This is a genomic window from Rahnella sp. AA (assembly GCF_002834385.1).
GTDB lineage: Bacteria > Pseudomonadota > Gammaproteobacteria > Enterobacterales > Enterobacteriaceae > Rahnella.
On record NZ_PITQ01000012.1, the window covers coordinates 68,797 to 88,147 of the forward strand.

General features: G+C 52.4%; 17 protein-coding genes. 9 read left to right on the forward strand and 8 right to left on the reverse strand.

Translation table 11 applies throughout. The features are described from left to right. Nucleotides 1-3: 3 nt before the first annotated feature. The 5 genes from CWS43_RS22825 (at nt 4) to CWS43_RS22845 (ending at nt 6,091) form a co-directional block, all read left to right on the forward strand. Complete coding sequence (locus CWS43_RS22825) at nt 4-1,554, forward strand: alpha-amylase family glycosyl hydrolase (RefSeq protein WP_101079431.1); 1,551 nt, start codon at nt 4-6, stop codon at nt 1,552-1,554. Beyond that, complete coding sequence (locus CWS43_RS22830; protein WP_101079488.1) at nt 1,541-2,602, forward strand: glycoside hydrolase family 130 protein; 1,062 nt, start codon at nt 1,541-1,543, stop codon at nt 2,600-2,602. Before CWS43_RS22825 ends, CWS43_RS22830 begins: the two co-directional genes overlap by 14 nt. Continuing rightward, nucleotides 2,575-3,513: a DUF1861 family protein gene (locus CWS43_RS22835; protein WP_198555907.1), complete on the forward strand. Its 939-nt coding sequence runs from the start codon at nt 2,575-2,577 to the stop codon at nt 3,511-3,513. Before CWS43_RS22830 ends, CWS43_RS22835 begins: the two co-directional genes overlap by 28 nt. A 217-nt stretch (nt 3,514-3,730) precedes the next feature. Continuing rightward, nucleotides 3,731-4,705 carry a porin gene (locus tag CWS43_RS22840; RefSeq protein ID WP_232777168.1) on the forward strand — a complete coding sequence of 325 codons (975 nt, stop codon included), beginning with the start codon at nt 3,731-3,733 and terminating at the stop codon, nt 4,703-4,705. Nucleotides 4,706-4,822: 117 nt separating this feature from the next. Beyond that, on the forward strand, nt 4,823-6,091 hold the full coding sequence (locus CWS43_RS22845; protein WP_101079433.1) for a hypothetical protein: 1,269 nt from the start codon (nt 4,823-4,825) through the stop codon (nt 6,089-6,091). A gap of 55 nt (nt 6,092-6,146) precedes the next feature. On the opposite strand, the gene yigL is transcribed toward CWS43_RS22845, so the two are convergent. Continuing rightward, entirely contained in the window at nt 6,147-6,956 is an 810-nt protein-coding gene (gene yigL / locus CWS43_RS22850) for a sugar/pyridoxal phosphate phosphatase YigL (RefSeq protein WP_101079434.1), read from the reverse strand. 48 nt (nt 6,957-7,004) lie between these two features. Beyond that, nucleotides 7,005-7,997: a lysophospholipase L2 gene (gene pldB, locus CWS43_RS22855; RefSeq protein ID WP_101079435.1), complete on the reverse strand. Its 993-nt coding sequence runs from the start codon at nt 7,995-7,997 to the stop codon at nt 7,005-7,007. A gap of 121 nt (nt 7,998-8,118) precedes the next feature. Between pldB and rhtB the strand changes: the two genes are divergently transcribed. Continuing rightward, the gene (gene rhtB, locus CWS43_RS22860) at nt 8,119-8,739 is read left to right on the forward strand and encodes a homoserine/homoserine lactone efflux protein (protein ID WP_101079436.1); all 621 of its coding nucleotides are present in this window, start codon (nt 8,119-8,121) and stop codon (nt 8,737-8,739) included. Nucleotides 8,740-8,802: 63 nt separating this feature from the next. On the opposite strand, the gene rhtC is transcribed toward rhtB, so the two are convergent. The 3 genes from rhtC to pldA form a co-directional block, all read right to left on the reverse strand. Continuing rightward, complete coding sequence (gene rhtC / locus CWS43_RS22865; protein ID WP_101079437.1) at nt 8,803-9,420, reverse strand: threonine export protein RhtC; 618 nt, start codon at nt 9,418-9,420, stop codon at nt 8,803-8,805. Between the two features lie 39 nt (nt 9,421-9,459). After that, complete coding sequence (gene recQ, locus CWS43_RS22870; protein WP_101079438.1) at nt 9,460-11,292, reverse strand: ATP-dependent DNA helicase RecQ; 1,833 nt, start codon at nt 11,290-11,292, stop codon at nt 9,460-9,462. Nucleotides 11,293-11,421: 129 nt separating this feature from the next. Further along, the gene (pldA, locus tag CWS43_RS22875) at nt 11,422-12,300 is read right to left on the reverse strand and encodes a phospholipase A (protein WP_101079439.1); all 879 of its coding nucleotides are present in this window, start codon (nt 12,298-12,300) and stop codon (nt 11,422-11,424) included. Nucleotides 12,301-12,514: 214 nt separating this feature from the next. Between pldA and CWS43_RS22880 the strand changes: the two genes are divergently transcribed. Together CWS43_RS22880 and rarD are read left to right on the forward strand one after the other, a co-directional pair. Continuing rightward, nucleotides 12,515-12,997 carry a thioesterase family protein gene (locus tag CWS43_RS22880; protein ID WP_101079440.1) on the forward strand — a complete coding sequence of 161 codons (483 nt, stop codon included), beginning with the start codon at nt 12,515-12,517 and terminating at the stop codon, nt 12,995-12,997. Between the two features lie 113 nt (nt 12,998-13,110). Then, nucleotides 13,111-14,025 (forward strand): EamA family transporter RarD, encoded by a 915-nt coding sequence (rarD, locus tag CWS43_RS22885; protein ID WP_101079441.1) that lies wholly within the window; start codon nt 13,111-13,113, stop codon nt 14,023-14,025. On the opposite strand, the gene CWS43_RS22890 is transcribed toward rarD, so the two are convergent. Both CWS43_RS22890 and corA read right to left on the reverse strand, forming a co-directional pair. Next, nucleotides 13,990-15,057: an AbrB family transcriptional regulator gene (locus CWS43_RS22890; protein ID WP_369825929.1), complete on the reverse strand. Its 1,068-nt coding sequence runs from the start codon at nt 15,055-15,057 to the stop codon at nt 13,990-13,992. The two genes, rarD and CWS43_RS22890, sit on opposite strands and share 36 nt — an antisense overlap. 139 nt (nt 15,058-15,196) lie before the next feature. Next, the gene (gene corA / locus CWS43_RS22895) at nt 15,197-16,147 is read right to left on the reverse strand and encodes a magnesium/cobalt transporter CorA (RefSeq protein WP_101079442.1); all 951 of its coding nucleotides are present in this window, start codon (nt 16,145-16,147) and stop codon (nt 15,197-15,199) included. A gap of 420 nt (nt 16,148-16,567) precedes the next feature. On the opposite strand from corA, the gene CWS43_RS22900 reads away from it, so the two are divergent. Next, a complete protein-coding gene (locus tag CWS43_RS22900; RefSeq protein ID WP_101079443.1) occupies nt 16,568-17,044 on the forward strand; it encodes a WbuC family cupin fold metalloprotein in 477 nt (158 codons plus the stop codon). 133 nt (nt 17,045-17,177) lie between these two features. On the opposite strand, the gene uvrD is transcribed toward CWS43_RS22900, so the two are convergent. Then, nucleotides 17,178-19,343: a DNA helicase II gene (gene uvrD, locus CWS43_RS22910; RefSeq protein ID WP_101079445.1), complete on the reverse strand. Its 2,166-nt coding sequence runs from the start codon at nt 19,341-19,343 to the stop codon at nt 17,178-17,180. Nucleotides 19,344-19,351 lie beyond the last annotated feature (8 nt).

Genomic DNA, 19,351 nt, shown 5'->3' on the forward strand with positions numbered 1-19,351 from the left:
ATGATGAATAACCCGAAGACATGGCAGGAGCGGATATTTTATCAGGTGTATTTACCGTCGTTCTGCGACGGTAACGCTGACGGATTAGGCGATTTTCAGGGGCTGATTTCTAAACTGGATTATCTCGCTGAGCTGGGGATTGGCGGCATCTGGGTCACCCCTTTTTATCCATCTCCGCTCAAGGATAATGGCTACGATATCAGCGATCACTGCGCCGTCGACCCACGCTTTGGCACGTTAGCACTTTTTGATGAACTGATTACGGTCTGTCATCAGCGCGATATTCTACTGGTGATCGACGTGGTGATTAACCATGTCTCGGACCAGCACCAGTGGTTCAAGTCGGCGCTTAGCCTACCTGACAGCCTGTTCCGCGACTTCTTTTTCTTTCGAGAGAAAACCAACAACTGGACCTCATTTTTCGGCGGTTCAGCCTGGACGCAGGAGCCCGGCGGAACCGCCAGTTATTACCACAAATTTTCCCCTCAGCAGGTGTGTCTGAACTGGTCGAATCCCGCTGTTGAACATGAAATTAAGAAAATCTTCGATTTCTGGATCGCACGTGGTGTCGATGGCTTCCGCTTTGACGTGATTAATTTTCTGACCACCGACGGCATAGGCGACGATCACCCACCAGCCACAGCAGGTACGGAACCGCCTCATGATAAAGATATCAATCAACCCGGCGTGACGAACGTGGTGAAACGCCTGTGTCGCCACATCCGCGCGCAGGGAGAATTCCTGCTGATTGGCGAAGTGGGCAGCGATCGCTTACCGGTGATGTCTCCTTATCAGGAAGCCGGTTTACTCGATGTTGTGTTTAATTTCAACCTTGGCAGCCAGAAACACTTTGATATTTCGGCGATTTTCGGCGAAATGCAGGCCATGGAAACCACACTTTACGGCTTACCAACGCTGTTTTTCTCCAGCCATGATATGTCACGCATGATCAGCCGTTTCGGTGAGGCCTCCCGCGATATTTCCCGCGCAGTGGCCGTCTTCGCTTTGCAAATGACCGCCCGCGGCCTGCCTTTTATCTTTCAGGGTGAAGAAATCGGCATGACCGATTTTGTTCCTCAGAATTTACAGCAGATGCAGGATGTTCAGGGCATCACTCATTACCACACTGCCATTTCACAAGGCATGAATGAGAAGCAAGCATTCACTTATGCTTTGCCGTTCTGCCGCGATGCCTCCCGTGCAGCGGTTCCCTGGACGCCTGCGGATGCCGGTGAAGATCAGATTAACGTCGAAAGTGAAAGTAAGTACTCACAATCAATCATCGCGAATTATAAACAACTGATCCACATCAGAAATACTCATCCCGCCCTTCAGCAGGGCCGCTACCAGCACCTACGATTACTTAAACAATGCCTGATTTTCCGTCGCCATCTGGCTGCGGAATGTTTGGAAGTGATGATCAATTTCGGCCCGCCAGTTGCCAATGACGGTTTTGGCGATGGCAATGCCGTTTTGTTTGGCGCGGACGAACCGCTGCTGAAAAAAAACCAGATTCTTATCAAAAAGGTAACTCATGAAAATGCTCAGAAGTGATAAAAACCCGCTGCTAACACCTGCCGACGTCGCACCTTCCCAGCCGGGATGGAAGGTTGATTGTGTTTTTAATGCAGGCGTATGTTCCTACAAAGGGGAAACCCTGCTGTTGCTTCGCGTTGCAGAAAGCGTGATATCGGCTGACGCCAATAGCCTGGAAGTACCGCTCCTGGTGAACCGGCAGAACGTCTGGCAGCCGGGCACGAAACGTTTTCGCCGCGATGACCCGGCGTATGATTTCACCGACCCCAGAATGATTGCGCTGAAAGCCGACCCTTCGGTGATCTGGCTGACCTCTATGTCGCATCTGCGTCTGGCACACAGTCAGAATGGCGAAGATTTTACTGTCGATCCACAGCCATTTTTGACTGCCGATACGCAATATGAACAATTTGGCTGCGAAGACCCGCGTATCACGCTGATCGACGGCATTTACTACATTAACTATTCGGCCATTTCGCCGTATGGCATTTCCACCGCGCTGGCGACCACCACTGATTTTGTCACAGTGGAAAAGCGCGGCGTGATTTTTTGCCCGGATAACCGCGATGTCTGTTTCTTCCCCGAAAAAATTAACGGCAAATATCAGGCGCTAACCCGCCCTTCGCCCAAGCATTTCGGTAAGCCAGAGATCTGGATATGTGAATCACCGGACATGCTGCACTGGGGCAATCATCGCCATTTGCTGGGCAGCACACACGGCGACTGGGACGCATTGAAGCTGGGCGGCGGCGCACCACTGATGAAAACGGCGCGCGGCTGGTTGCAGATTTATCACGGCGTGGATAAAGATCAGCGTTACTGCCTCGGCGCGATGCTGCTTGCGATAGATAATCCGCTAAAAATCATAGCAAAATCCCCCACAATGCTGCTCCAGCCCGAAATGATTTATGAAACGGAAGGTTTCTTCGGCAATGTCGTTTTCACCTGCGGCGCATTGCTGGAACAGGACACACTGAAAATTTATTACGGCGCGGCCGATGAATGCATTGCGCTGGCAACTATGCCGCTCGATGCCTTATGGGCGCATCTTGGCCTGCCGCTGTGAGTGCGGTAGAAGCTTTGCAGCAGCAATTTCATGCACTGAAATTACCCACACCCACCGGAGAAAAAATCCACTTTTCCGGCATTGGGGATGACGACGTTTATAACCTGACCGCACCGTTTCGTTGCGGTGATCTTTTGGTCATTGCCGGTCGCGTCGAGCCCAGAAACTCTGAGTTATCACAGGTAAAATTTTTTGAATTTGACGGTATCCGTCAGTGCAAATTGCTGCCTGACGCGCCGGTCTTCGCCTTGCAGGATCCATTTATTACCCTTATTGGCGGAGAATTTATCTTTGGCGGCGTCAGCGTCGAACCGGCGGATGACACCGGAGAAATCCTGCGTTGGAAAACCCTGCTGTACCGGGGTGCCAATATCTATTCCCTGCGCCCTTTTTTTATCGGGCCGGAAGGTATGAAAGACATCCGCCCGGTGGGTTTACCGGATGGAAAAGTCCTGCTGTTTACCCGCCCGCAGGGCGAAACCGGCGGGCGTGGCACTATCGGCTTTGTCCTGCTGGATTCACTGGACGATCTGACCCTCAGCAAAGTAGCTCAGGCGACATTATTAGAGGGACAGGTCAGCCCGGAGGAATGGTGTGGCGTGAATGCAGCATACGTTCTGGATGGGAATAACGTCGGTGTTCTGGGCCACGTTGCCCGTTTTGATGCCTGCGGAAACCGTAACTATTACGCCTGTTCGTTTGTTTTTAATCATCAGACACATCAATGCACGGCGCTGAAAATTATCGCCGAGCGTAAACAGTTTAAACCCGGTTGCGCCAAACGGGCCGATCTGGAAGACGTCATCTTCCCCGGAGGTCTTTACTTTGCCGGACAATCATCGCCCCGCTTATATTGCGGAACCAGCGATTGTGAAGCGCAATGGATAGAAATCAATTACCCCTTTAAATAACTGGAAATTATAAATGAATAAAGCTCAGATAATATCGTTCCTTTGTCTCACACTTCCTTTCCCTCTCGATGTACTGGCGGAGGAAAAATCGCCAAAAATATCGTCACTCCCCACCTGTATAATGCCCGCCACCCAACCCGAATTGGTAAAGAAGGAAGCTATTAAAACAAAACCAGAAAATATTAATACCGCCATTTATCCGGGTGACAAAATTAAAATGAAACACCCGAGCGGTAAAGTCGTGGATGCGGTGATCAGCATCGACAATGATAATATTGCGCTGGTGGAATTAGAGGAAGGTGACACCGGGTATAATCTTCACGGCAACTGGCTGACGGAATATAAAATAGAACACTTCAGAAATGAAGGTTCTTCGCATAACTCCCGCCCGGTTCACGAATGGGTATTCGGCGACGGACGTGTGAATCTGGGAGATACCGGTTTTAACATGGGTTTTGTGCTCAAAAAAGTGTCCTTCAAAAACGAAATTCACGACACATCGAATAATCATACCGATTTTCGTATGACAGAAATGGAAGTCCGGCCTGCGTATGCCTATGAAACCGGTAAGCACTGGATGATGTTCGAAGCCATTTACCTGGGTAAAACCGGTTATGAGAAACCGACGGTGGCGGAAAGCAACGCCTACCTGATTGGCGGCGACGGCTATGGTTTCCGGCCTTACTATCGCTATCAAGCCACGGATAAACTGGCGGTGAATACCGACATTAAATGGCTGACCGAAGACAAAGGAGCCAACGGGGCAGACTCGGGGAAATTTGTTTTTTATGAAGCGCTGCTCAACGTAAGTTATCGTGTCACGGATGATTTCACTCTGGGCACGGAGTTCTTCCGTAAGGAAGGCAACGACTATGACAAAAACGGCAACCGCGGCTCCAATGTGGCCGAAAAAGAGATCCGCCCCTGGGCAACGTATCACTTGGACAAACACAATTTCCTGTTAAAAATGGAGCCACAGCACAAACGAATTAAAGACCGCAAAGGGAACGAAACTTACAGCGCGAAAGCCTGGAAATATATCGTTAACTACAGTTATGCGATTACGCCAAAAGTGTATTTCGTCTCCGAAGCATTTTACCGGACCGAAGGGGATAAGGAAATTGACGGAATGACAGGATTCGACGACCAGACCACCAACTTTGGCAAAGTCGGCTTTAATTTTATCTTCTGATATTTATGAATAACGAAAAACAATAACAATTATCAACATATAAAATCAAACTGAATTTATTTTTTCATTACCTCCGATATCTTCAGGAATGAAGAGTGAAAATAAAAGGATCGTTGCATGAGTCTTCTTACAAGAATATTACTTATCTTCATTTTTACGATCTCCTTACCTTCTTTTGCTTCGCCGGTTAATACCACGCATCTGGATTCACTTTACGAAGAAAGAACGGCCCCGGACGGCACGTCGGTAGGAATAATCCATATTTACAGTGAATACCCCAAATATGAATGGGTTAAAGATCCGATTGAGGGGGTTTCCGCTGTCGATGACATTTCCCGTGCACTGGTGTTTTATACCGGCTTGTACGCCCATCAGCCGGAACCTGCGGTGATGAATAAAATCATTCATCTGACCCGCAGCATTTTGATGATGCAGGCTGAAAACGGTTACTTCTATAATTTTATCTATCCGGATAACATCATCAATACAACCTATAAAACCAGTTTGGCCGAACCGAACTGGTGGACATGGCGGGCTTTATGGGCACTGGCCAGCGCCTATCCAGTGGTGAAGGAACACGATAAAACACTCGCGGCGAAGATGTACGACGTCCTGTTTACCCGCACGCAGGCCCTGCGTGGGTTTGTGCAGGAAACGCAAACCGTGACTACATTGCAGGGCATTACTCTGCCCGTATGGATGCCCAATGACGGCGCAGATCAGGCCGCTATTTTGTTGCTGGCCCTGACGCGCATGCAGCAAATTTCGCCGCAGCCGCACATCGAAAAAATGATGAGAACGCTGGCTGGTGGCATCATGACCATGCAAATCCGCGATGTCACATCCCCGGTCAATGGCGTATTCCTGAGTTGGAAAAATACCTGGCATGGCTACGGCAACAATCAGGGTTATGCGCTGCTCGAAGCTGGAACCGTGCTGAGTGACAGGGATATGGTGAAAGCGGCGTTTTACGAACTGGATAATTTTCACCCCTGGTTAATCAGTCAGGGCTATCTCACCAGTTTTTCCGTCAGTCAGTCCGGGGGAAAGGTTGTCGTGAGTGATGAGCAGCAATTCGCGCAAATCGCTTACATTTTCCGCCCGATGATTTTTGCCAATTTGCGGGCTTATGAAATTTCGCGGGACGTTCGCTATATCGATCAGGCCGTGACGCTGGCGATGTGGTTCTTCAGGGGCAATGTCGCCGGGGTTCAGATGTATTTACCGGACACCGGACTGGCGTTTGACGGGCTGGATTCAGGTAAAAGTTTCAACCGCAACTCTGGCGCGGAATCGACCATAGAAACGCTGCTGGCTCTGGATGCGATTGAACGCTCGCCGCTGGCAAAAAAACAACTGGAGGAAAAATTACGTCGCGGAAAATAACCGGATGGGAGATAACCCGGACAGAGCGAAAACTCTGCACGGGTTGTTCTGCGCATTAGCCTTCTGCAGATAAATACATTTTACGCAGGTAATGCGGAACCGCGTCATCAGCGTTGGAGCCGATAATTTCCGCCTCCGGCATGGCTGCTTTCAGTCGTGGCAATGAGCCACTCATCAGGCAACCTTTACCGGCCATCGACAGCATTTCCAGGTCATTCAGACCGTCACCAAACGCGATGCAATCTTTCAGCGTGTAGCCCATCAGTTTGGACACGTATTCCAGCGCGTGACCTTTCGATACGCCGCCCGCCATCACTTCCAGACAAACCGGCAGCGAGAAACTAACGTTCACACGGTCACCCCAGCGCGCATTAATGGCTTCTTCGAGTGGCAGCAGTTTTTCGTGATCTTCGCAGGTGAAATACACTTTGCAGATGCCGTCAGTTTCCAGCAAACCCGGTTCATACAGTTTGTATTTGAAAACGGATTCACGGAAAAAATCATCCTGATCGGCACGGTCACGGTTCATGTACCAGTCGTCATTACGGTAAACGTTGGTCAGAATATCCGGATTGTTGTGCATGATGCCAAACAGGTCTTTGGCAATATCTTCATCCAGATTGTGGGCGAAAATCAGCTCACCGTCAGTGTTATGCACACGCGCACCGTTCGAGGTGATCATGTACGCACTGATTTCCAGATTGTCGCGCATCTGCGCTACATCGATGTGGTGGCGTCCGGTCGCGAACACGAAATGTATATCACGCTGCGTTAGCAGTTTCAGCGTTTCTTTCGCGAACGGGCTCAGGGTATGGTCAGGTGATAGCAGTGTGCCATCTAAATCGGAAGCAACAACAGGGTACATAGCGTTAGGTTCTAACCTCTGATGGAGTTGTGCGCGGCGAACCGCGGATTAATGCTGTCGCGCAAAAAAGCGCATGATAGCGTCCAGCGCCTGTGCCCTCAGGCTGTCCCGCTCAAACAGGATCTCATGGCGCGCGCCTTCGATGACCAGCGGTTTTTCCCCTTCACAAGGGTGTCCCGCGACGGCCATGGCCTGACAAAAAGCAAGGTGGGACCGGTTATCGACCACACGGTCTTCGCTCGCCTGCAATAAAAGAACAGGAGTGGTGATTTTTCCGGCTTCTTTGAGGATATGCATTCCCGCCTCAATGCCTTCACGCACCCAGTGGTAGGTTGGCCCGCCGACCTGTAGCTCAGGGTAATCCGCATAAAAACGCAGATTGCGCCGATAGCGCTCACGGCTATGTGTCAGACGGTTTACAACAAACGGCAGCGGCCGCCAGTGCCCGGTCCCCAGCGCGTAGCCCTCACGGCGAACCGGGCGATGTTCAGCCCAGTTGAGGATGCGACGGGATATCCAGCCTGGCATCGGCAGATAAATACCGGTCATCGGTGCTAATAACGCTGCGGCGTCAAAATGGCCCGGATTACGCGCCAGATAGAGCGCCAGAATGGCACCGCCCATGGAGTGTGCCAGAGCGAACTTTTTTTTGTACTGACGCGGCGCAATCTCCAGCTGATAAAAGCTTTCGAAATCTTCGACATAATCATCAAAATGATTAACGTGGCCGCAGTGCGGATCGTCGAGCATACGCCCTGAACGCCCCTGGCCACGATGATCAACAATCATCACATCATAACCACAGTGAAATAAATCGTAGGCCACTTCAGGGTATTTTACGTAGCTTTCTATACGCCCCGGTGACACCACAATGACTTTATCGTGATCGGGCGAACAGAACCGGACGTAGCGGATCGGCACATCATCAACGCCGATAAACTCACTTTCTTCGCGGATCCGCCAGAAATCGAGCAAAGGCCCGGTTGCAAAGGCGGAAAACTCCTTTTCGCGTGTTAACCACTTCGCAAAGTTCACAGGCATTCAATGATCCAAAGTCGTATAGCAAAGAGGAGGAAAGTGTTATTTGTGAGTTATAGCGCAATTATAAACAATGGCGTATTGTGCCATAAAACAACATAAAACGTATTCAGGGAGTCTCTCAATGACACTGGACTGGTGGTTAACCTACCTGCTCACCACTTCCATTTTAAGCTTATCCCCCGGCTCCGGGGCGATTAACACGATGAGCACGGGCATCAGCCACGGCTACCGTGGCGCAGTCGCGTCGATTGCCGGGTTACAGCTCGGTTTGTCGATCCACATCGTTCTGGTCGGCATCGGATTGGGCGCGCTGATTTCGCAATCATTGCTCGCCTTTGAGTTGCTGAAATGGTTTGGCGCCGCCTATTTAATCTGGCTGGGTATCTGCCAGTGGCGTTCTGCCGGAGCGATTGATCTGAACGCGCTCGCCAGCAGTATGCCGCGCCGTCGTTTGTTCAAACGCGCAATTCTGGTAAACCTCACTAATCCCAAAAGTATCGTATTTCTGGCCGCGCTTTTCCCACAGTTTATCATCCCGCACCAACCACAAGCTGCACAATACGTGGTACTTGGCGTCACAACCGTGGTGGTCGATATTATTGTGATGATCGGCTACGCCACGCTGGCAACGCGTATCGCAGGATGGGTAAAAGCGCCGAAACAAATGCAGTTGCTGAACCGTATTTTCGGTTCGCTGTTTATGCTGGTTGGCGTATTGCTGGCCAGTGCGCGAAAAGTGTAAGCCACTGAAATACAAAAAGGGTCTGGTAAATCACCGGACCCTTTTTTATGCAAAGCGTTTGAATCAGCGATTTACGATCAGCGCAATACCGAAGCCTGCGAAAACCACACCCGCCACTCCGTCGATCCATTTCGCTAAACGCTGGTAGCCACGGCGCATTTTTGGCATCGCAAAAACCATCGCCACTAAAGAGAACCACGCCAGCGTTTCCACCACGATCAGCAGGAAAATAGCCAGACGCTCACCGCCGCCGACGCTGTCACCGACAAACATGGAGAACACGCTGCCGAAGTAAATAACGGCTTTCGGGTTCGACAGATTGGTCAGCAGCCCGCGCATAAAAGTACGGCCACGCGCCGGCAGAACTACCGGAGTTTCATCGCCATTCTGCTTTTTGGCCCGCGCGGATTTCAGTAACTGCCAGCCCATCCAGCACAGATACAATCCACCACCGACGATGATGATCTGATGCAGCCATGCCATTTTTTGCAGAATTAAGTGTAAACCCATCAGCGCCACCGCCGCCCAGACCAGCACGCCCAGCGTAATACCAATTACACCCATCATGGCTTCTTTGCGTGAACGGCTGGCCGCCGTTTGCGATACAAAGAAGAAGTCCGGCCCCGGGCTCATCAGCGCGATCAGATGAACCATCGCAACCGTCAGGAATAGCATCAGCATGATTAACTCTCTGTTTTATGTGTAGGGAACTGAATTCTGTTACTCGTCGCCATTATCAATATGATCGCGGATCATCGCCATAAATGGCCGGCCGAATTTCTCCAGTTTACGCTGGCCGACGCCGGTGATATCCAGCAAATCACCCGGGCTGACTGGCAGATGTTCTGCCATTTCCAGCAGCGTCGTGTCATTGAAAACCACGTACGGCGGCACGTTGTTTTCATCCGCCAGCGATTTACGCAGTTTGCGCAATTTGGCAAACAGCTTGTGATCGTAATTTCCGCCATAGGTTTTCTGGCGTGATGTGCTTTTAATTTTCAGCGTCTGGATACGCGGCACCGCCAGTTGCAACGGAATTTCGCCGCGCAATACCGGACGGGCAGATTCGGTCAGTTGTAACGCCGAATGCATGGCGATGTTCTGAGTAATCAGCCCGAGATGGATCAGCTGGCGTACCACGCTGGTCCAGTGCTCATTGCTGTGCTCTTTACCGATGCCGTAGACGGTCAGTTTTTCGTGGCCGTATTCGCGGATACGCTGGTTGTTCGAGCCGCGCAGCACTTCAACCACGTAACCTAAACCAAAGCGTTGCCCGACGCGCGCCACCACTGACAGCGCTTTTTGCGCGTCCAGCAGGCCGTCGTAGCGTTTTGGCGGGTCAAGACAGACGTCGCAGTTGCCGCAGGCGTTCTGTTTGCCTTCACCGAAATAGTTAAGCAGCACCAGACGGCGGCAAGTTTGCGCCTCGGCAAATGCGTTCATAGCATTCAGTTTGTGGCGTTCCACATCCTGTTGCGCACCGGCCGGTTTTTCTTCCAGACAGCGTCGCAGCCAGGCCATATCCGCCGGATCGTACAACAACACCGCTTCGGCGGGCAGACCATCACGCCCTGCGCGGCCGGTTTCCTGATAGTAAGACTCGATGGTGCGCGGAATATCAAAGTGCACCACAAAGCGGACGTTCGGTTTGTTGATGCCCATCCCGAATGCGACGGTCGCGACCACAATTTGCAGGTCATCGCGCTGGAACCCTTCCTGCACGCGGGCGCGGGTTTCGTTGTCCAGACCGGCGTGATACGCGCCGACGCTCAGCCCGCGGCTTTGCAGACGCGCGGCGGTATCTTCCACTTTGGCGCGGCTGTTGCAGTAAATAATGCCGCTTTTACCACGCTGGTCCTGCACAAAACGGATCAGCTGATCGAGCGGTTTAAACTTTTCCACCAGCGTGTAACGGATATTCGGGCGATCGAAGCTGCTGACCTGAATCAGCGGATCGTTCAGCTCAAGCAGACGAACAATGTCGTTACGGGTGGCTTCATCGGCGGTCGCGGTCAGCGCGATCACCGGTAATTGCGGGTAGCGCAGCTTCAGCTGGCCGAGCGCGCGATATTCCGGGCGGAAATCGTGGCCCCATTGGGAAATACAGTGGGCTTCGTCAACGGCCAGCATCGCCGGATTCCACTGTTGCAGTTGTTCGAGGAAATCGCCCATCATCAGACGTTCCGGCGCGATATACAGCATTTTGATTCGGCCCGTACGGCAACCGGCCATCACTTCCTGCTGTTGCTCGCGGGTTTGCGTCGAGTTCAGGCATCCCGCTTCAACGCCCGCCGCCATCAACTGATCAACCTGATCTTTCATCAGCGAGATCAGCGGGGAAACGACCAATGTCAGGCCGTCCATCACCAACGCAGGGATTTGGTAGCACAGCGATTTACCGCCGCCGGTCGGCATAACAACCAGACAATCCCGACCAGAGATGGCGGTGTTGATGATAGTTTGCTGACCTGGTCTGAATTGCTGATAGCCGAAGGTATCGCGTAATACCTGATGAGCCAGCTCTTCTTTGTTTATCACTGCCGCCGTAGACACTCAATTCCCCAACTGTTCAAACCACCCGGCTAAGCCCTAAAGCCGCCGGGGCTGTACTACACCTGCACAATATACCCTAAATAAGGGCAGATGCCGTCAATGCACCTGCAACCTCTGGCATGACAGGCATTACATCATATCGTTGAGCATGATACCCACACCCACGCGAGTCTGCTTATGGTTATAGTCGATCATTGACTCACCGTATCCACTGAATACCTGAGTATAGAAGCGAACGTGTTTCGTGATGGGATAGCTCCAGCCGGTCGTCGCGCCGCCGTAGCCGGTGTTCCAGTTGTAGCGGCTTTCGACGCTGAACACGCTGTCACCCAGTGCATAACCGATTTTCAGGCGGTAATAGCCCATGTACTTGGTGATGTCCGGGTTATCGTCATTTTTGTCGCTTTCGGGAATTCGGTACCAGGGTTTGATATCAACCTGCCAGTTGCCGTTTTGCGCCATAAAGCGGGCATAGATGCGGTTCCAGCTGCGGGACGTCGGGTCAGAACGTCCGTTGGAATCATGGTTCACACCATATTCAGCCTCACGTAAAGTCCAGCCCAGAAAATCATAATCTGTCGCCCAGGCCAGGAACAGTTGTGGCTCATAATTGGTTTCACGGAATGGGGAAGATTCGCCACGGTTGGATAACTGCCAGAAAGACTTCTGCGTATAAGACGCACCGAGCACCGAGTTATCACCCGCGATGCCGCGCCACAGCGGGAACGCCAGGCTTAGCTGGAACTCAACTTCATCATGCTTGGCATTTTTAGCCCAGTTGTAGGACTTAATAGCATCTTTATTGAGATTACTGGTGTCTGTGTACAGTAAGTAGTTAGATTCATAAGGATAAAGCGTGAAAGGGTTGTCGTGTTCTTGCAACATATTAGCAATAATACTGCCGCGTACTGCTGGCTGGTCATGCACTTTCTGAATCGTTGCTTCTTCTGCATGCCCCAGGAATGGCACCGCCAACATAGCGACCCCGACAGCCCAAATTTTATGCATTATTCCTCCATCCCATGAAAGTAAGCCCGCTACGTGGCCAAAGATACTAAACCCAAAAAACAGGGCATTTTACACGCAAAAGCATTTCAGCATGAGCATTGAATACATTTATCAGGTGTTATGTAGAAATCCCATCTTTGAGCACCTAAAATCAACATTCAGTTAACTTTTTCGGCGAATATGCCCCTTCTCCGTTTTCGTCAGGAATTCATTCATGTCTGCTTCATCTCTCAGCCACGAGGCCGCACTGCAACTGATCGGCAATATTTTCGTTTACGATATGCCGTTTAACCGCGAGCTGGGGCTGGAACTCAAACGTCTTGACGGCGATTACGCCGAGTTAAAATTTGCCAATCAAACCAGGCTGGTCGGCAACGCGGCGCAAAAAATTCTACATGGTGGCGTGATCGCCGCTGTACTGGACGTCGCCGCCGGACTGGTTTGTGTCACCAGTTCACTTATCCGCCGCGACAAACCCGATCACCCGTTACTGGAGGCGGAAATGCGCCAGCGGTTATCAAAAATGGGCACCGTCGATTTGCGCGTCGATTATCTGCGTCCGGGCCGTGGCGAATATTTTATTGCCACCGCCAGCCTTATCCGTGCTGGCAATAAAGTGTCTGTTGCGCGCGTTGATTTGCACAATGACACCGGCCTGCACATCGCGACAACGACGGCCACTTACCTGGTTGGCTGACAACGCGGCGCGGGGAATAAGCGCATTGTGCTTTTTGTTTCGCCAGAAACTGAATCTGGTGAAACAAATCAGGTAAACTCTTGTTTGTTTTTCCTTCTTTTTCAGGTACCCACATGGAAGCACACCGTACCCGGCAAGGTATTATTTTTGCCTTTATTGCCTATCTGATCTGGGGAATCGCTCCGGCGTATTTCAAATTGATCAAACAGGTTCCCGCAGATGAAATTCTGACCCACCGGGTGATCTGGTCATTCTTTTTCATGCTGGTGCTTCTGTCTGTCAGCCGCAACTGGGGCGATGTCCGGCGGGTGTTCGCACAACCAAAGAAAGTCGGCATGTTACTGATCACCGCGCTGCTTGTCGGTGGGAACTGGCTGATTTTCATCTGGGCGATTAATCATGACCATATTCTGGAAGCCAGCCTCGGCTACTTTATCAACCCGCTGGTGAATGTGGTGCTTGGCATGTTGTTTTTGCGAGAAAGATTCCGCGCATTACAATGGTTTGCCGTCGCACTGGCTTTCGCCGGGGTTCTGGTTCAGGTCTGGATATTTGGCTCCGTGCCAGTTATCGCGATCGGGCTGTCGCTGACTTTCGCATTCTACGGTTTGTTGCGTAAAAAAATTGGCGTTGATTCCCAGACCGGGATGCTGATTGAAACGCTGTGGTTGCTGCCGGTCGCGGCGATTTATCTGTTCTTTATCGCCAACAGCCCGACCAGCAATCTGGCGGCAAATCCGTGGTCGCTGGATTTGCTGCTGATGGCCGCCGGGATTATTACCACAATCCCGCTGCTGTTCTTTACCGCCGCCGCCGCGCGCCTGAAGCTTTCAACGCTGGGCTTTTTCCAGTATCTCGGCCCGACGCTGATGTTCCTGCTGGCGGTGGTGTTCTATGGCGAAACCGTTCACCCTTCGCAGCTGATTACGTTCGGCTTTATCTGGGTCGGGTTACTGTGCTTTATCGGCGACGCGCTTTACACGCAAGGCCGGTTAAGACGAGGAAGAAGCGGGCACAGCGCTGCGTGAAATAAAACGCGCCATCGCCGGGCCGGTCACGAGGATGGTGATCAGACGCAATGTCTGCATCGCCATCACAAAACCTAAATCCGCATGGCTGCCTGCGGCAATAATCGCCACGGTGTCCAGCCCGCCCGGGCTGGTCGCCAGATAAGCCGTCAGCATATCGACACCCAGAAGTTTGGTCAGCACCCACGCCATTCCCCCGCAAATCAGCATCAGCCCGATAATTGAGGCAATCATCTGTGGCAACGTGCGCAGTGCCAGTTTAAAAATGGGCCGCGTGAACCGTAACCCGACACTCCAGCCAATCAGCGTATACGCCATTGCCAGCAACCATTCCGGCACTTCTAAGGTTACGGTACCGGTGGAGTGCAGAACTGCGCCGACGACGGCCGGAAGCAGCAGCGCACCGGAAGGAATGCGCAAACGAGGCCCCAGCCAGACACCGGCCAGCGCCAGAAAAACGGTGGCGAAGAACCGCCAGGTCAGCGGCGGGAACCAGACAACGGCCGCCGCCAGCGACGCGCTGTCACCCATGCTCACGCGCGCAACAAAGGCCGCCGCAGTGGCAACAAACAGCACCCGGAGATACTGCATAAACGCGACCAGACGAACGTCCGCGCCGAAATCACCGGCCATCGCCACCATCGCGCTGGCTCCGCCCGGAGATGAACCCCAGGCACCGGTCGGGCCGGGCAGGTTGCTAAAGCGCACCAGCAGCCAGCCGGAGAGCCCGCTGGCAAACAGCGTCGCGGCCAGGACCATCAGTACCAGCGGCCAGTCATTGAGTAATGGAGGTAAAATAGACGGCGAGAGGCTTTGCGCAATCATGCAACCGAGCACGCCCTGGGATATTTTGAAAAACAGGGGATGAATACGCACACTGGCGCCGAACAGCCCCATGATGACGCCGACAATCATCGGCCCAAGCAATAGCGCGGCGGGCACATGGAAGGTTTGAAGAATAATGCCCAAAATCAGCGAGGAAGCGACGAGAATTACCCACTGCCCCGCCGGCGCCATCCTTTCCATCAACATGGTATTTAGTCTGTATTTGAGAAGAGTTCAGCGCTCTTTATTAGCATACTTCAAATACAGCTGGGAACCGCGCAACGCTAACAAAGACGGAATTTCCCTCCTCAGGCGAACCCGGGAGGGGGAAATATTGCCTTGCCGGTTATAACCAGTTTTTACGTTTGAAGTAGAGATAAGGAGCCAGTCCGGCGAGGATCATGAGTGTAATGGCCCCGGGATAGCCGAACGACCATTTCAGCTCAGGCATAAATTCGAAGTTCATCCCGTAGCTGGAAGCCACAAGCGTTGGCGGCAGGAACACAACAGAAACGACCGAGAAGATCTTGATGATGCGGTTCTGCTCGATGTTGATAAAACCCATCGCCGCCTGCATCAGGAAGTTTACTTTCTGGAACAGAGATTCGTTGTGCGGCAAAAGAGATTCGATATCGCGTAACACTTCGCGCGCCTGCTCCAGCTGGCCTGCCGGTAATCGGGCTTTACGCACCAGGAAATTCAGGGCGCGCTGGGTATCCATCAGACACAACCGGACTTTCCAGCCGATATCTTCCAGCTCAGCCAGCGTGGAAAGCGCCGCGTCGTACTCGTCGCCCTGATGCCCTTCCATGATCACGCGGCTGAGCTTTTCCAGATCGCTGTAGATATTTTCAATCTCATCCGCCAGTTGTTCGATTTTGGTTTCGAACAAATCCAGCAGCAGCTCATACGCGTTGCCGTCAACCAGTTTCTGGTTCCTGGCGCGCATACGGTAGAGGCGAAATGCCGGTAATTCGCGCTCCCGCAGGGTATACAGACGCCCTTCACGCACGGTAAAAGCGACGGTGCTGTTGCCCGCGTGGTCTTCGGCATCTTCATAGTAAAAGAAGGAGTGAATGTGCAGACCGTCTTCATCTTCAAAGAAACGTGCGGAAGCTTCGATGTCGTCCAGTTCAGGACGCGTTGCCAGGCTTTGCCCTAATTCACATTGAACGCGCTCACGTTCCTGATCGTCAGGCTCGACCAGATCCACCCACAATGAGGTTTTGAGATCGTCTGACTCGTCCAGCTCTAAACGGGATAAGCGGCTGTTTTCTAATTTAAAAGCACTCAGCATGTGCCCTTTCTCCCAAGAATGACGGAAAGTGGACAACGCATTGAAGCACAGAAAATCACAGGGAGAGAGATGTCACCCATGTAATTCAGACCAAATTCAGATCTGACTCACAGCGACAGAACGGGGGTCGCTGACAACCACGAAGGCCATCAGCAAAGAGGAAGGCCTTAGAAGTGGTACCTGGTGAACAGGTTATTGAGCCAGTATCTACTGGGTGTGTCCAAGGCGCAGTTCCTCATTGATAATAGTGCGCGCATGTTACGCCGGGAATAAAAAGACTGTCAACCGCGAACAAATCTATTCTGGCAACATTTATGCATAAATTTCAGGCATTGTTAGCAACCTTTACTGGCTTATGTGCAGCCGCTTTTTTGGCTACACTCAGAGACCTGATTTCTTCACACTTTTCAGATAACCCAAATGATTAAACAGATTAACCAAGACACCCTGTGCGACCTGATCACCAAAGCCGCTAACTCACCGCGGCTGCGCCAGAATTTGAATATTCATCCGGCACCGGAAGACGATGTTCAGCGTCTGGTGATCGCGATGGAGCCTGGCACTTACGTGCGTATTCATCGTCATCCCCACACCTGGGAAATGCTGACAGCTTTGCGCGGGCGTTTTCTGGTGCTGATTTATGATGCCAGCGGAAAAGTGACCGACCGCCTGTGGCTGGGTGCCGAAACCCGTCTGCTGGAAATCCCGGCCAACACATGGCACAGCGTGTTGTCGCTCGACGAAGGCGGCGTTATCTTTGAAGTGAAACACGGCGCATATCAGCCGGTGCTGGAACAGGATTATCTTCCCGGTACACCACCGGAAGGCGACGAGCGCGTAAAAGCCACGCTGGAATGGTATGCGAAAGCGGAAGAAGGCGAGGTTTTTGGCCGGTAACTTTTGCCCTTCAATACTGCGCAGCAAGCGTCAGCGGCGCAGGGATTTTGAGTGCGGACAGCGCACAGCAACCGGAGCGTACTCAAGTACGTGAGGATTGCGAGCACTGCCCAATCTCAAAAGCACCAGTAAGCTAGCTTGCAGGCTCTAATCTCGCGTAGGCCGCAACAAGCCACTTGATCCCTTCTCCGGGGAACGCGACTTGCAGACGGCTGTGTTCGCCGCTGCCTTCCATGTTGACGATGGTGCCTTCTCCAAATTTAGGGTGATTAACGCGCTGCCCAAGCTTGAAACCGGTGTCGCTGACGTTGGTTGGCGTGCCCATGCTGCGGTTGCTCATCGGGCGTGAAACGTTGGCGCGCATTCGCACTTCTTCGACACAGTCTTCCGGTAGTTCACCGACAAAACGTGACGGACGGTGCGAGACTTCTTTGCCGTATAAGCGACGGGTTTCGGCGTAAGTCAGAGTCAGTTTTTGCATCGCGCGGGTTACCCCGACGTACGCCAGCCGGCGTTCTTCTTCCAGACGCCCGCCTTCTTCCAGGGACATCTGGCTTGGGAACATGCCCTCTTCCATCCCGACGATAAACACCTGCGGGAATTCCAGACCTTTCGCCGAGTGCAGAGTCATCAGCTGTGTTGCGTCCTGATTCGCATCCGCCTGCCCTTCGCCCGCTTCCAGTGCGGCATGAGACAGAAATGCCTGCAATGGCATCAGGTCTTCGTCTTCATCCTGATAGCTGAACTGGCGCGTCGCCGTCACCAGTTCCTCTAAGTTTTCGATACGCGCCTGGCCTTTTTCACCTTTTTCCTGCTCGTACATGATGAACAGGCCGGAATCTTTGATCACGCGGTCAGTCTGTACGTGCAGCGGCATATCCGCAGTTTCATGCGCCAGTGCGTCAACCAGTTCGGTAAAGCGTTGCAGCGAAGCCGCAGCACGCCCCGCCAGTACTTTGTCCTGCAACAGTGCGCGCGTCGCCTGCCACATGGTCATCTGACGGTCGCGCGCGGTCTGGCGAACCACGTCCAGCGTACGGTCGCCGATGCCACGCGTTGGTGTATTCACCACACGTTCAAACGCGGCATCGTCATTGCGGTTGGACATCAGACGCAGATAGGCCAGTGCATCTTTGATTTCCTGACGATCGAAGAATCGCTGGCCGCCGTAAATGCGGTACGGCATCGCCATCTGTAATAACGCTTCTTCCAGCACACGCGACTGGGCGTTGCTGCGGTACAAAATGGCACAATCTTTCAGCGCACCACCATTGTCCTGCCAGGTTTTGATCCGGTTAACTACAAAACGCGACTCATCCAGCTCGTTGAATGCGCAATACAGCGAGATCGGTTCACCTTCGCCATCTTCGGTCCACAGGTTTTTCCCCATGCGTCCGTTGTTGTTTTCAATCAGTGAGTTAGCCGCTTTCAGGATAGTGCTGGTTGAACGGTAATTTTGCTCTAAGCGGATAGTTTCTGCTTTCGGGAAATCTTTCAGGAAACGCTGGATATTTTCGACCTGAGCACCGCGCCAGCCATAAATTGACTGATCATCATCACCGACGATCATCACGTTATTGTTATCGCCCGCCAGCAGACGGATCCAGGCGTACTGAATGCTGTTGGTGTCCTGGAATTCGTCCACCAGCAGGTTGGTGAAACGTTCGCGATAGTGCTGAAGAATATGCGGCTTGTTTAACCATAATTCGTGGGCACGCAGTAAAAGCTCGGCAAAATCCACCAGCCCGGCGCGATCACAGGCTTCCTGGTAGGCCTGATAAATACGTAACCAGGTCGCTTCGATTGGATTGTTATAGGTTTCAACATGCTGAGGACGTAAACCTTCGTCTTTTTTACCGTTGATGTACCACATCGCCTGACGCGGTGGCCATTGTTTATCGTCAATATTCAACGCCTTAATCAGACGCTTAATCAGGCGCATCTGGTCGTCGCTGTCGAGGATCTGGAAATCCTGCGGCAAGTTGGCGTCGAGATGGTGCGCACGCAACAAACGGTGCGCCAGCCCGTGGAAAGTTCCGATCCACATGCCGCCCTGACTGGTGCCGATCAGGTGATCAATTCGGTGACGCATTTCCGCTGCGGCTTTGTTGGTGAACGTCACCGCCATGATGGAATACGGCGAGCAATTTTCTACCGCCAGAAGCCACGCAATGCGATGCACCAGCACGCGGGTTTTGCCACTGCCTGCACCGGCCAGCACCAACAGATTGCTGCGCGGCGCAGCCACGGCTTCACGTTGTTTTTCATTCAGGCTGTCGAGCAGGTCAGAAACGTCCATAGGCACCG